We start from the raw sequence: 14,355 nt of genomic DNA, 5'->3' as shown, positions 1-14,355 counted from the left end.
GGAGCCCATCGTGAACCCCATCAACCTCGCCGCGAAGCTCTCCACATTTCCCGATCATTGGCAGCCACGCGTCGTAGGCCAGTTGAACGGCCACGACCTCATGGTCGCGAAGCTCAAGGGCACTTTCACGTGGCACAAACATGACGACACTGACGACTTCTTTCTCGTCCTCAAGGGACGCCTCATCATTCGCCTGCGAGAAGGCGACATCACGTTGAACCCAGGCGAGCTATTCGTGGTACCAAAGGGTGTCGAGCATTGCCCTGTCGCGGAGGACGAGGTCCACGTGCTGCTCATCGAGAGAACAGGAACGCCGAATACCGGCGATCCGGCGACCGCGGCGCCGCGCCGTGTGATCTAGGAGCGGTGAAGAGCGCCCATCTCATCGCGATGGCGACGGCCGCGCTCGTCGCGCTCGGCGCGCGAGCGGACGACGCGGCTCCCGCGCCGGAAGACGAGCTGCTCGGCATCTGGAATTACGAGACTTCGTTCGGTCCTTCCATCACCGGCGACATGAAGGTCGAGCGCGCGCCCGATGGCTGGCGTGCGAGCGTCGACGGCTTCGGAACGACGGCGCCGGCGAAGGGCGACGAGATCCGCCTCTCCTTCGTCCAAGGGATCGCCGAGTTCCGCGGCAAGGTCGCGAAGGACGAGAGCACGATCGACGGCTACTGGATCCAGGGCCCGACCGGCGCCGACCGCACGGGACAAGGCTTCGCGACGCCGCTCACGCTCAGGCGCTCGGAGAAGACGTGGCGCGGCACCGTCCGTCCGCTCGACGACACCTACACGCTGTGGCTCCGCATCTTCCGCGACCAGAACGGCGTGCTCGTCGCCGCCTTCCGCAACCCGGGAGGGAACTCGACCGGAGGCTCCTCACAGTTCCGCGTCGCGCGCGCCGCCGACGTCGTCCTCTTCAGCGCCTCTACGGGCGAGAGGACGCCGGACCTCAGGATTACGGCGACGTTCCTGGGCTCGCCCGACCGGTTGAAGCTCGACTGGAAAGACGCCGGCGGAGCGGTCGTCTTCACCCGCTGCACCGCCGAGGAAGCCACCGCCTTCTACCCGCGCCCGCCGGGAACGAAGTACGTGTACAAGGTGCCGCCCGCCACCGGCGACGGCTGGACGACCGGGCGCGCCAAGGACGCCGGCATCGACGAGGCCGCGCTCGTCCCCGTCGTGCAGAAGATCATCGACGCCGACCCGAGCGAAAAGCGCCCGGTGCTCATGCACTCGCTCCTCGTCGCGCGCAAGGGGAAGCTCGTCCTCGAGGAGTACTTCTACGGCTTCGACTGCGACCGCCCCCACGACGTTCGCTCGGCGGGGAAGACCTTCGGCTCGGTCATGCTCGGCGCGCTCGAGATGCGGAAAAAGGCGATCGCGCCGGAGACGAAGCTCTACGACCTGCTTGCACCGATGGGGCCGTTCGCGAATGTGGACCCGCGGAAGTCCTCGATCACGCTCGCCCACCTCATGACGCACACCGCCGGCCTCGCCTGCGACGACAACGACGACGCCTCCCCCGGCAACGAGGGGACGATGCAGAGCCAGACGCGCGAGCCGAACTGGTGGAGGTACACGCTCGACCTCCCGATGGCGCATGACCCCGGCACGCGGTACGCCTACTGCTCAGCGAACAGCAATCTCGTCGGCGCCGCGCTCACGACCGCGAGCGGCACATGGCTCCCGCAGCTCTTCGACGAGACCATCGCGCGCCCGCTCCAGTTCGGCGCGTGGCACTGGAACCTCATGCCGAACGGCGAGGGCTACCTCGGTGGCGGCGCCTACCTGCGCCCGCGCGACCTCTTGAAGATCGGCCAGGCCTATCTCGCCGGCGGCGTGTGGCGCGGTCACCGCATCGTCGACGCCGACTGGGTCAAGACCTCGACTGCCGCGCGCCAGGAGATCTCACCCGAGACGACCGGCCTCTCCGCCGACGCGTTCCCCCAGGTTTACCTCAAGGGTCAGGACGGTCTGGCGTGGCACCTGAACGGCATCCGCGCCGGCGACCGCGTGATCCCCGACTACGAGGCCACCGGCAACGGCGGTCAGTTATTGATCGTCGTGCCCGAGCTCGACATGGTCGTCGTCTTCACCGGCGGCAATTACGGGCAGGGCGGGATCTGGAACCGGTGGAGGAACGAGATCGTCGGTGGGGGGATCGTGCCCGCGCTCAAGAACGCCGGCACGCTGACGACCCATCGGTAGTCCTTTTATTAGGGCTTCAAGCGATCGACCGCACGCTGGAAGTGCGCGCCCTCGCTCGCCGCGACGATCTCGGCCCAACGTGCGTGGACGGCCTTCGCTTCGTCGCGGCGGCCGAGCGCCAGGAGCGCCTCGACGTGCGGAGCGCCGGTCCAGAGGCGGCTGACCTTGGCGTCGGTGCCGTCGGTGAGCGACCACACCTTCTCGAAGAGGGCGACGGCGTCTTCGTCGCGGCCTTGCATGCGCCGGATCTCGCCGAGGATGCGGTGCGCCTCGGTGCGCATGTAGAGGAGCTTCGACTCCTCGGCCCGCGCGAACGCTGCCTCGGAGGTGGCCGCGCCGAGCTCGATGTCGCCCGCCGACGCCTGCGCGTGGCCGAGGTAGGCGTGCATGATCAGCGCGACGCGGCGATCGCCGACGATCTCGGCGAGCGCGATTCCGTCCGCGAACACCTCGGCGGCGCGCCGGTGATCGCCGAGTCCCGCGTACGCCGAACCCGAGTACGCGGCGATCCATGCCATCCGCTCGCGCGAGTGGAGGCGGTTCGCGATCTCGGTCTCGAGCGCGGCGTACTCGAGGCATTTCGTCCACTCGGCGCGCGACCACGCGTTCTCGCCGAGGAACTCGTAACCGCCCGCCTGCGCGTAGAGGACCTTGTACTTCTCGCCGTAGGCGACGCAGCGGCTCGCCCACGTGTCGGAGACGTTGAAGAGCCCGAGGTGCTGGTACGCGCCTGCCGTGTAGAGGTGGATCTGCGTCAGCGTCGTCGCGAGGAGCGGCGTGAGGCTCGCGGCGTCTTCGGGCGGAACGGCGAGCGCCGCGGCCTTCTCGAGGAGGTCCGCCGCGGCGCGGTGCTGGCCGACGAGGTGCTGGAACCTCCCTTCGATCATGAGGGCGGTCGCGACCTCGACCGGACGCGTCTTGGGGTCGAGCACCTCGAGGGCGCGGCGGACGTAGTCGACGCCGCGCATGTCGCCGATGGCGACGAGCGAGCCGGCGGCGGCGATCTGGAGGCCCGCGCGCACGATCGGGTCTTGCGTCAGCGCGAGCGCGCGCTCGAAGTGAGCGAGCCCCGCGACGAGGTTGCCGGCCATCGTCTGGGTGCGCCCCGCGGTCTCCTCGAGCGCCAAGACCTCGTCGTCGCGCCCGAGAACCTGCGCGCACTCGATCCCGCGCTGGTAGGCGGCGATCGCCTCGTCGTAGGCGAAGACGCGCGTCGCGTCCTCCCCCGCTCGCTTCGCCCACGTGAGACCGTGCTCGTGCTCCCCCGCCTCGACGTAGTGGTGCGCCAGCTTCTCCGCGCAGATCGGGCGGTTGGCGGCGATCTTCTCGAGCCCCTCGGCGGTGCGCTTGTGCAGGCGGCGGCGCCGGATCGGGTTCAGCTCTTCGTAGAGGACCTCACGGATCTTGTCGTGCGTGAACGCGAAGCTCTCGTCGCGACCCGCGATGAGGAGCTGCGCCGCGACCGCGGAATCGACGGCATCCAGGAGCGCGTCCTCGCCCTTCTCTCCCGCGACCGCCATCAGCTCCCGGAACTCGAAGGACTTTCCGAGGACGGCGGCGGCGCGGAGCACGTCGCTCGCCGCCTGCGGGACCTTGTCGAGGCGATGGCCGATCGCGGCCTTGACGCTCTGCGGAATCGCGAGGTCGCGGACGTCGTCGCGCCGCCACCCGCCGCCGTCGCGACGGATCGAGCCCTGGTCGATCAGGGACTTCAAGACCTCCTCGACGAAGAACGGATTGCCTTCGGTCTCGTGGTAGATCGCGTCGGCGAACTCGCCCGTGACGCTTTCGCAGAGGAGCGCCTCGAGCTGGGCCTTGGTCTGGTCTTTTCCGAAGCGCTTGAGCGCGAGGCGCGTGGTCAGGCGCTCGCGGTTCCAGTCGACGAGCGCGGAGGAGAGCGGGTGCGAGCGGTCCAGCTCGATCTCGCGGTACGACGCCGCGAAGAGCACGCGCTCGTCCTTGAGGCGGCGCAGGAGGTGGGCGAGGAGCCAGAGCGAGCTGCTGTCGGACCAGTGGAGGTCGTCGATGTAGAAGAGGACCGAACGCGATCGCGCTGCGCGGCGCAGGACCTCGGCCACCGCGTCGAAGAAGAGGAGCCGCTCTTCGTGGGGCGCGAGCGCAGGCAGCTCGGGAAATGGCCCCAGGCGCGCCTCGATCTCCGGCGCGAGCTTCGCGAGGCGAGGCGCCGAATCGCCGAGGGCGGCGGCGAGCTTCGCCCGATCGGGCTCGTCGCGCACGAGACGCCGGAACGCTTCGGTGAACGGAAGATACGGGGTGGCGGCCTCGTACTCGTAGCACGCGCCGGTGAGGACGAGCGCACCGTCGAGCGCGGCCTGGATCTGGAGCTCGCGCGCGAGGCGCGTCTTTCCCGCCCCCGGCTCGCCGCTGATCAAGAGGGCGTGCCCCGATCCTTCCTGAGCACGCCGCCAGAGCTCGCGCGCCTCCGCCAGCTCGTCGGCGCGGCCGACGAGCTTGCCTCGCGCCAGCGCCTCGAGGAGCGCGACGTTCGCGGCTTCGGATTCGGGCGCCGGGGCGGCGGTGAGCGCCCGCTCGAGCGCGGCCTTCGCCTCGGCCGCCGAAGCGAAGCGGTGCGCCGGCTGCTTCGCGAGGAGCTTCACGATCGCGGCGTCGAGCGCCGCGGGGAGATCCGGCTTCAGCGCGCGCGGAGGGATCACCGGCGCGTGGACGTGCTGGCTCACGACCTCGAGCGGCCGGCTCCCCGCGAACGGTAGGCGCCCCGTGACCAGCTCGTACAGCATGACGCCGAGCGCGTAGAGATCGGCGCGGCCGTCGACCGCCTCGCCGAGCGCCTGCTCCGGCGCCATGTAGGACACGGTGCCCACGATCGCCCCGGAGTCGGTGACCCTCCGCGCGTCGGCGCGGAAGGCGACGCCGAGGTCCGCGAGCTTCACCCCCGTGCGCGAGAGGAGGACGTTCTCCGGCTTCAAGTCGCGATGGACGATGCCGTGCGCGTGCGCGTGCTCGAGCGCGTCGAGGATCCGCCCCGCGAGCGCGACGATCTCCTGAAGGGTCTTCGGCGGCTGCGCATGGAGGTCCTTCCCGTCGACGAGCTCCATGACGAAGAACGGGATCCCGAGGTGCTCGCCGACGTCGTGGACCGCGACGATCCCCGGATGGTTGAGCGAGGCCGCCGCGCGCGCCTCGCGGAAGAGCCGCTCGCGCGCCTCTCCCGTCACCGCCGCCTCGGGGAGGACCTTCACCGCGACCTCACGCTCGAGCGTGAGGTCGCTCGCGCGGAAGACGATCCCCATGCCGCCGCGCCCCAGCTCCGACTCGAGCTTGTAGCGGCGCGCGAGCGTCGTGCCCGAGATCAATCGGGGGACGTCGGCCGGATCGAGCTGGCGTGTCTCCTCGAATTCCATGGTGTTGGCATCGAGATTAGCACCCTCTCAGACGCCGGGCTTCCGCCTGTAGATGAGGAGGTAATTCTCGGCGCCGGGGATCGTCCCGGCGGCATCGGCGCCCCAGATCGGCTTCGACGCGCCCTCGCCGATCTCGACGAGGCCGACCTCGTCGTAGTCGAGCGCGATGTAGTTCTCCGCCCACGCGAAGATCTTGTTGACCGAGCCCTCGCGGAGGAGCCACGAGAGCGAAACGTTGACGGCGACGATGATCGTGGGCTTCGCGGCCTCGATCTCCGCGGTCATCTCCGTCTGCATCGCCTGCGCATGCGGCTGCTCTTCGAGGAGGCCGTACATGTAGAGATAGCCGGTCGCCGCGGGCCGGCCCGCGTAGAAGTAGATCTCGGGCTCCGAGCCGAGGACCGCGATCGTGTCGGTGGGCGCGGTGTGCGCGCGGATCCAGGCCGCGACGTCGACCGCCTCGGGGAACGGATTGCTCCCGTAGACGGTGCGGGAGAACGCGACCGGCGACGCCGAAAAGAGGAGCGTCGCGTCGTGCCCGATCGACAGGCCGGCGCACGCGACGAACAGAGCGACCCCCGCGCCGGACCCGAATCGCCGTGCCGCCACGGCGACGCCGATCCCGACCGCGAGCGCCACGGCCGGCAGCATCTGGATGAAGTAGTGGTTCCGGAAGTAGAGGCCGGGCAGGATGGCGAGGACCGACGCCGCGAGGAGCGCGAGGACGAGCCGATTTCGCGACGCGATGAATCCCCCTGCCGCAACGACCGCGAACCCGGCGAGCGGGGCCATGAGCCGAAGCTGGTAGGCGAGATTGGCGACCCCTTCGGCGAGCGTCGAGCCGCGGGCGTACGACGACGCGTAGATGACGTTCCAGAACCAGAACTTCGGAAACGCGCCGGCCGCCGCGAGCGCGACCGCCAGGACGGCGAGAGGCGTGAGCACGCCGGCGATGAATAGAACTGGGGGCAGTCCCCATTTTCTTTCATTTCTCCGGAGGACGAGCGGCATCAACGCGAACGCCGCGCCGTGCTGCTTCATCGTGATCGCGACGCCGAAGAGGATCCCGGCGGTGAACCAACGCTCGCGAAGCAAGAGGAGCAAGCCGGCCACGACGAAGAGAACGACGAAGTGCGTCGCGTGGGCCGCGAAGCCCATGAGGGAGATCGAGAGCGCCATGACGCCGTACGCCGCCGCGGCGACGGCTCCCGCGGCGTCATCCCAAAGGCGCCGTCCGATGGCGACGATCGCTCCCATCGTGAGGAGGTTGGCCAGGAGTAGGGCGACGCGGATCGCCGTCACCGATCGTCCTCCCATGGCCATCGCGAGCGCGTAGACGGTGTCGATCCCCGGCATCTTCATCGTGTAAGCGTGCAGGTAGGGAGCGATCCCGTTCAGGAGGCCGCTCCCGATCCAGGCGTACTCCCCCTCGTCGCGCTCGAGAGGGAACGATGCGAGGCGCAGGCGCACGGCGATGACGAGCAGCGCCGCCAGCGCGAGAAGGGTCCACGCCCACAGCGGCTTCGCCTCACGCGCGCTCTGCTTCTTCATCGGCGCTTGAAGATCAGGATCGAGCCGTCGGCGCGCGGCGTCGCTTGCGCGGCGTCGGGACCGAACGTCGCGCGCGGCGGATCGCCGGTCTCGACGACGCCGACGCGGTTGTAGGAGACCGCGAGGTACCGCTTCGCCCACGTGAACACGTCGTCCTTCGAGCGCGGGCCGCGGAGCCACGAGGTCGACGCGCCGACGAGCGCGACGTACGCGGGCGCCGCGGCCTCCGCCTCCGCGATCAGGTCGCGCTGCATCCGCTCGGCGTACGGCTGCTCCTCCATGAGGCCGTACATGTAGACGTAGCCGGTCGCCCCGCGGCGGCGCGCGTAGAAGTTGATCTCCGGCTCGGAGCCGAGCACGAGCAGGCGCTCGCCGTCGCGCATCTGGCCCCCCAGCCAGCTTCCCGCGACCTCCGCCTCGGGAAACGGGTTCCCTGCGTAAACGCTGCGGCTGACCTCGACCGGCGAGAGCGAGAAGAGGTACGCGCGCTCGACGACGATCATCGCGGAGGCGGCACCGAGCGCGAGCGCCACGCCGAGCGCCGGATGAAATCGCCGCGACGCCGCCTGCGATGCGAGCGCGACGAGGAGCGCCACGGCGGGGATCAACATGACGAAGTAATGCGCGCGAAAGAAGAAGCCGGCGGCGACCCCGGCCGCGGCGAAGACGGCGAGGAGCGACGCGAAGAGCGACGCCCGGCCGCGGACGAAGAGGGGGCCGAGGAGCGCGAGAACGCCGAAGCCGGCGAGCGGGAGCGTCGCGCGAAGCTGGTACGTCAGCACGTCGAGCCGGTGCGCGAGCGAGTCGGACGTGGCGTAGCTCCCCGCGTAGGTGACGCACCAGAACCAGAAGCGCGGGAAGACGCCGGCGACCGCGAGCCAGGCGAAGACGAGGACCAGGGGCGCTATCGCTGCCGCAACGTACGATCCGATCGCCTTCGCTCTCGCGCGCGAGACGAGGAGCCACACGAGCCCGAACGCGGCGAAGACGGCGCCGTGCTGCTTCATCGTGATCGCGACCCCCATGAGGAGACCGGCGAGCGCGAACAGCGCCGCCTTCTCGCGCTCGATCGCTTCGAGAAGGACGTAGAGCCCCGCCGCCGCGAAGAGGATGACGAACTGCGTCGCGTGCGCGGCGAATCCGAGGACCGAAGCGCTCACGCTCATGAGCAGCGACGACGCCGCGGCGATCGCGCCGGCCTCCGCACCCGCGAGGCGCCACCCCGCGAGAAAGACGAACGCCGTCGTCGCGAGCGTCACGGCGAGAAGCCCGAGGCGGATCCCGGCCGGCGTCTGTCCGAAGACGCCCTCGATCGCCGCGTTCGCGACGAAGATCCCCGGGAGCTTCATGCTGTAAGCCTCTGCATACGGCGCCGTGCCGTGGAGGAGGAGCTGCCCGAAGTAGGCGTACTCCCCCTCGTCGCGCTCGAGAGGCATCGTGCGGAGGCGAAGGCGCACGCCGGCGACCAGCACGACGGCGGCCGCGAGGAAGATCAATGCGGGAACGAACGGTCGCTTGGAGCCCACGCGGCGGGGAGTGTATACGTGTCGTCGTGAAGCGGAGCTCCGAGCGGCCGTCCGTCGTCTTCCTCGCCGCGGCGGTACTCCTGGTCGTCCTCTCGAACCTGACGCCGATCTCCGAGAGCGACTTCTGGCTCCAGCTCAAAGTCGGCGCCGAGATCACGGCGACGCACGGAATCCCGCCGACGATCGAGTACGCCTTCACCGAGGCGCGCGATTTGCCGTTCGTGGCGCACGAGTGGCTGCCGTCGGTCGCGACGAGCGCGCTCTACCCGATCGCCGGCTACGCCGGGATGATCGTCTTCAAGTGCCTGCTCGCCTGCGGCGTCGTCCTGCTCTCGTTCCTCCTGGCGCGCGAACTCGGCGCGGACGCCACGGTGGCCGGACTGATCGCGCTCGCCGCAGCCACCGTCATGAACTTCCGCTTCCAGATGCGCCCCGAGATCTTCGCGTTCCTCCTCGCCTTCGGCACGACGATCCTGCTCACGCGCTTCGCGGAAGCGAGTAGGGGGACAGGTACCGATTCCCCTTATCTCTCGCTGTCCCCTCTTCCAGTGATCGCGCTCGTCTGGGCGAACACGCACGCCTCGATCACGCTCGGGCTTCTCTTGCCGTGGATCTTCCTCGCGGGGAGCGCGATCGACGACCTGCGCGCGAAGCGGCCGTTCCGGATCAGGACCGTGCAGCTTCCGCTCGCGGCGACCGGAACCGCGATGGCGCTCGCCGCGCTCGTCAACCCATACGGCGTCCGCCTCTTCGTCCACGCCGCGCAGTTCTCGCGCCTCGCCTACCTCCGCGACAACATCGTCGAGTTCGCCTCGACCTTTGGCGAGCAGGCGCGGCACACGCCGTACTTCTGGGCCTTCGTCGCGTATGCCGCGATCCTGATCGCGGTCGTCGCCTTCCGCTGGCGCCGTCTCGACGGAACGGCGCTCCTGCTCCTCGCCCTCTTCGGCTGGATGGCCGCCGACGCGATCCGCTTCACCGCGTGGCTCGCGCTCGCGGGGACGTACGCGATGGGAAAGGCACTCGCGGGGGTTGCGGGACGCAAGCTCGCCTCGGCCGGCACCGTTCTCGCCCTGCTCGGGATCGCGACCGTCCTCGCGCGCGGCGACGTGCGCGGCCACCGCGTCGGGTTCGCGAACCAAGCGCCGATGAGCGATGCGGCCATCGCATTCATCCGCGACCACGGAATCGCCGGTAACGTCTTCAACACCTTCAGCCACGGCGACCAGCTCGTCTTCAACTTCTTCCCGAAGATCCGCGTCGTCATCGATTCGCGCATCGACGCTTACGGCGAGGGCTACTACCTGAAGTACCGCGACCTCTGCGGCCGCAGCTACAAGGCGCTCGGTCCTCCCGAGGACCTCGTCGCGTACCTCGCCCGCTACGATGTCCGCACGATCGTGACGCGCCCGCTCGATCTCAAGAACTGGAAGGACAAGGGGCACGTCGCGGCGCTCGAGAAGATGGGGTTCAGCCTCGTCTACGGCGACGCGACGACCGCGATCCTCACGCGGGGACGGTAGACGCCGTCCCGCCGAGTTTCGGAAGCTGTCCCCTCTTCCAGGGCGGAGAGCGCCGACTTCCGCTATGGTTTCCGGCCTGCGGGTGGCGATGGTGGTTGGGTCGGGGCGGGAATCGCCGTAAGTTTCCGCGGATCCTGGAGGGTATCGATGAGGGGGACGTGCGTCCGGCGGCTGGCTCTCGGGGTCGCGATCATCGTCGCGGGGAGCGCCTACGCGCTCCAGATCCCGCAAGTGAAGGGTCGCTTCGACGACCTCGTCCTCTACGACAAGACCGAGTCGATCGGGGTCGCGACGACGCCGGTCGAGAGCCTCGCCGCCGCCGATCCGGTGCGAGCGGGGTGGGAGAGCTTCCGCCGCGGGAACGGAAACGACTGGCAGGTCTACCTCGACCGCCGGTCGGGAGCGCCGCTCCTCGTCCAGGGTCGCGGGATCCGATGGGTCGAAGCGGGATCGGCGACGGCCGACACGCTCGCGTCCAAGGCGCGGATCTTCCTGGGCGGGAACAGGGCGCTCCTCCTCGCCGACGATTCGGAGCTGGTCTTCGACAAGGACGCCACGACGACGCTCGCACCCGACGCGTGGCAGGTCGTCTTCGACCGCGCCGTCGGGGGCGTGCCGGTCGCGGGCGAGCGCTACGTCTTCCTCGTCGGCCACGGCAGCCTCGTCGCCTTCGGCGCGCCGCGGTGGAGCAAGGTCGACGTGAGCCCCGTGCCGGACCTCACCGGCGCCGAGGCGTTCGACCGGATGGAGGCGTATATGCGCCTCGACGCGCACGACGCGGTGACGCAAGTCGAGCGGCCCGCGCTCCAGATCGTCCCGCTTCCCGGCGAGGACACCGCAGCGGGCGAGACGCCGGCGGCGTACAACGGAGCGCTCGGCGCCGGCTACCGATCCGCGCTCGTGTGGCGCGTCGCGCTCAAGATCGAAGGGCAGCCCGGCTCGTGGGTCGCCTTCGTCGACGCGCACGACGGCACGGTCCGCGCCTTCTTCGACGACAACGAGTACGCGCAGGTCAAGGGCGGCGTCTACCCGTTCTCGAACGATCACATCGGACCCGAGGGGACCGAGCAGCCCGGCTACCCGATGCCGTATGCCGACTTCACGATCGGAGAATCGACGCAATTCTCGAGCGCGATGGGGCTCTACGCCTGCATCTCGGGTCAGCCGGTGTCGTCGACGCTCTCCGGACAGTACATCCGCGTCAACGACACGTGCGGCGCCATCCTGCAGTCGGCGACCTGCGATGCGAGCATCGACTTCGGCACGACGGCCACCGGCACCGACTGCTTTACGCCTCCGGGCCAGACGTCGGGCGACACGCACGCGGCGCGCACGAGCTTCTACCATCTGAACCGCATCGCCGAGCACGCGCGCACGTGGCTGCCGAACCGCCCGTGGCTCTTCCAGACGCTGACCGACAACGTCAACCTCAACCAGACCTGCAACGCGTACTGGAGCGGCAGCAGCGTCAACTTCTTCAAGTCCGGCGGCGGATGCGCGAACTCCGGCGAGATCGCCAGCGTCTTCCTCCACGAGTGGGGCCACGGCCTCGACCAGAACGACGGCGGCGGATTCGACAATCCGTCGGAGGCGTACGCCGACGTCACCGCGCTGATGTCGACGCACAACTCCTGCATCGGCCGCGGCTTTCAGCCGGGCAGGAACTGCAGCGGCTACGGCGACCAGTGCCTCTCGTGCACCGGCCTGCGCGACATGGATTGGGCCGCCCACGCGAGCCAGACGCCGGCGACGCCGACCGGCTTCACGACCGGCTTCTGCCCGGCGGGCAGCGGCCCCTGCGGCCGGGAGGTGCACTGCGAGGCGTACGTTCCCGGCGAGGCGATGTGGGACCTCGCGACGCGCGACCTGCCGGCCTCGGGCCTCGACGCGGCGAGCGCGTGGCAGCTCGCGGACAGGATCTGGTACACGTCGCGGAACGGCTCCGGCGGGAACTCGTTCAACTGCGCTCCGCCGAACTCCGATGGCTGCTCGGCGGTGGCGTGGTTCCAGAAGCTGCGCTTCGCCGACGACGACGACGGCAACCTCTCGAACGGCACCCCGCACGCGGCGGCGATCTACGCGGCGTTCAACCGGCACAAGATCGCGTGCGGCCTCGCGACCGATACGACGAACCAGAACCACACGAGCTGCCCGGCGCTCACGGCGCCGGTGCTCTCGGGGACTGTCGGATCGGCGTCCGCCGCGCTCTCCTGGGGCTCGGTGCCCGGCGCGACCAAGTACGCGGTGCTGCGGAACGACGCCTCCTGCGCCGCCGGCTCGACGATCGTCGCGTCGCCGGTGGGGACGAGCTACACCGACGGCGGCCTCGTCAACGGGTTCGCGGAGTACTACCGGGTCCAGGCGAGGACGGCGAACCAGGCTTGCGACGGCCCGGTCTCGAACTGCCTCGCGATCACGCCCCAGCCGTTCGCGGGGTCGATCAAGCTCGACGCCGGCGCCTACAACTGCACGGCGACGATCGCCGTCACCGTGGTCGACGGCAACGTCCCCGGGCCGAACGTCACGGTCACGATCGCCTCGACGACGGAGCCGGGCGGCGAGATCGTCACGTTGAGCCCGGCCGGCGGCTCGACCTACGCGGGCACGATCGCCGTGACGACGAACGCCCCCGCCGCCGACGGCCAGCTCTCGATCACGACCGGCGACCTCATCACGGCGAGCTACATCGACGCCGACGACGGACAGGGAGGCACGAACCTCCCGCGCCAGACGACCGCGCTCGCCGATTGCTCTGGCCCGGTGCTGTCCAAGGTCGAAGCGTCGAGGGTCTCCTTCGACTCGGCCCGCGTCGCGTGGAAGACCAACGAGCCCTCGACGAGCGTCGTCAAGTACGGCACGGCCGTGCCTCCGGCGACGACGCTCGGCAACACGGCGCAGGTTTACGACCACGCCGTCGACATCGCGGGACTCGCCGAGTGCACGACGTACTTCTTCTCGGCGGCCTCGACCGACAATGTCGGCAACGCGACGACCGACACCGCGTCCGGCGCGTATTACAGCTTCACGACCGGCAAGATCTCACAGAAGGACTACGTGAGCCTGGACACGCCGCTCCCGATCCCGGACGCCAGCTCGAACGGCGTGATCAGCACGATCAACGTCCCGGACGCGACGACGATCCTCGACGTCAACGTGACGCTGACGATCACCCACACGAACGACAGCGATCTCACCGTCACGCTCATCGCGCCGAACGGGACGCAGGTCCCGCTCATCGTGCAGCGCGGCGGCAGCGGCGACAATTTCACGACGACCGTCCTGGACGACGAAGCGACGTCCTCGATCGGCACCGGCCTCGCCCCGTTCACCGGCACCTATCGCCCCGAGTTCCCGCTCTCGGTGCTCGACGGCATGAACTCCGCCGGGGCGTGGAAGCTCAAGGTCGAGGACGACTTCGCCGGCGAGACCGGGACACTCAACAACTGGAAGGTCACGATCACGGTGCCGCCGACACCATGCGGGCCGCGCGCGTCGTACACCTCGAGCGCGGTCGTCGCCGACACCTGCCCCGGTGGCGGCCCCGGTTCCGGGAACGGTTTCTGGGACGCGGGCGAGCAGGTGCAATTCAAGGTGACGCTCACGAACACGGGCACGTCGAAGCTCACCGGCGTCACCGCGACGATCACCTCGCCGATGCCCGGCGTCACGATGGTCAACGGGACCGCGTCGTTCGGGGCCCTCTCGATCGGTGGGTCGGCCGACTCGCTGGCACCTCACTTCACGGCGCAGCTTCCGACGAACCTGTCGTGCGGCGGCACCGTGCCGTTCCAGATCACGATCAGCTCGTCCCTCGGAAGCTGGAACGGCAGCTTCGCCGTTCCGCTCGGGCGGCCGCTCGGGGCGACGGGGACGGTCTTGAACGAGAACTTCAACGCCGGCATCCCGCCCACGTGGACGGTCGTCAACAACGGGACCGGCGGCGGCTTGGCCCAGAGCTGGACGACGGGGAACCCCGGCATCCGCGTCTTTGCGGCCCCGCTGCAGTCGCCGGTCGCGATCGTCGACAGCGACGCCGCCGGCGTCGGGGCGACGCAGGACGAGGAGCTGATCACCCCCGCCCTCGACCTCACCGGCTCGCCGGTCGTCACCCTCCAGTTCGACCAGTTCTTCCGCTGGTATTCGGGCGGCCTCGACGAGATCGCC

General features: G+C 69.6%; 7 protein-coding genes. 4 read left to right on the top strand and 3 right to left on the bottom strand.

Annotated elements, in window-relative coordinates; translation table 11 throughout:
* The first annotated feature begins 10 nt into the window (after window positions 1-10).
* Window positions 11-361 (top strand): cupin domain-containing protein, encoded by a 351-nt coding sequence (locus VFV19_11475; GenBank protein HEX4824919.1) that lies wholly within the window; start codon window positions 11-13, stop codon window positions 359-361.
* Window positions 362-366: 5 nt separating this feature from the next.
* Window positions 367-2,208: a serine hydrolase gene (locus VFV19_11470; protein HEX4824918.1), complete on the top strand. Its 1,842-nt coding sequence runs from the start codon at window positions 367-369 to the stop codon at window positions 2,206-2,208.
* An 8-nt stretch (window positions 2,209-2,216) separates the two neighbouring features.
* On the opposite strand, the gene VFV19_11465 is transcribed toward VFV19_11470, so the two are convergent.
* The 3 genes from VFV19_11465 to VFV19_11455 are packed head-to-tail and all read right to left on the bottom strand — an operon-like array spanning window position 2,217 to window position 8,668.
* Complete coding sequence (locus VFV19_11465; protein HEX4824917.1) at window positions 2,217-5,591, bottom strand: AAA family ATPase; 3,375 nt, start codon at window positions 5,589-5,591, stop codon at window positions 2,217-2,219.
* Between the two features lie 27 nt (window positions 5,592-5,618).
* Window positions 5,619-7,142: a glycosyltransferase family 87 protein gene (locus VFV19_11460; GenBank protein HEX4824916.1), complete on the bottom strand. Its 1,524-nt coding sequence runs from the start codon at window positions 7,140-7,142 to the stop codon at window positions 5,619-5,621.
* Entirely contained in the window at window positions 7,139-8,668 is a 1,530-nt protein-coding gene (locus tag VFV19_11455) for a glycosyltransferase family 39 protein (GenBank protein ID HEX4824915.1), read from the bottom strand. Before VFV19_11455 ends, VFV19_11460 begins: the two co-directional genes overlap by 4 nt.
* Window positions 8,669-8,694: 26 nt before the next feature.
* On the opposite strand from VFV19_11455, the gene VFV19_11450 reads away from it, so the two are divergent.
* Together VFV19_11450 and VFV19_11445 are read left to right on the top strand one after the other, a co-directional pair.
* On the top strand, window positions 8,695-10,191 hold the full coding sequence (locus VFV19_11450; protein HEX4824914.1) for a hypothetical protein: 1,497 nt from the start codon (window positions 8,695-8,697) through the stop codon (window positions 10,189-10,191).
* A 147-nt stretch (window positions 10,192-10,338) separates the two neighbouring features.
* Window positions 10,339-14,355: proprotein convertase P-domain-containing protein (locus VFV19_11445; protein ID HEX4824913.1), on the top strand; the 4,017-nt coding region annotated here is incomplete at its 3' end.

This window comes from Candidatus Polarisedimenticolaceae bacterium, assembly GCA_036275915.1.
In the GTDB taxonomy this organism is placed as follows: domain Bacteria; phylum Acidobacteriota; class Polarisedimenticolia; order Polarisedimenticolales; family DASRJG01; genus DASRJG01.
Note: the sequence above shows the minus strand (reverse complement) of the source record. Positions and strands in the feature narration are given on the sequence as shown.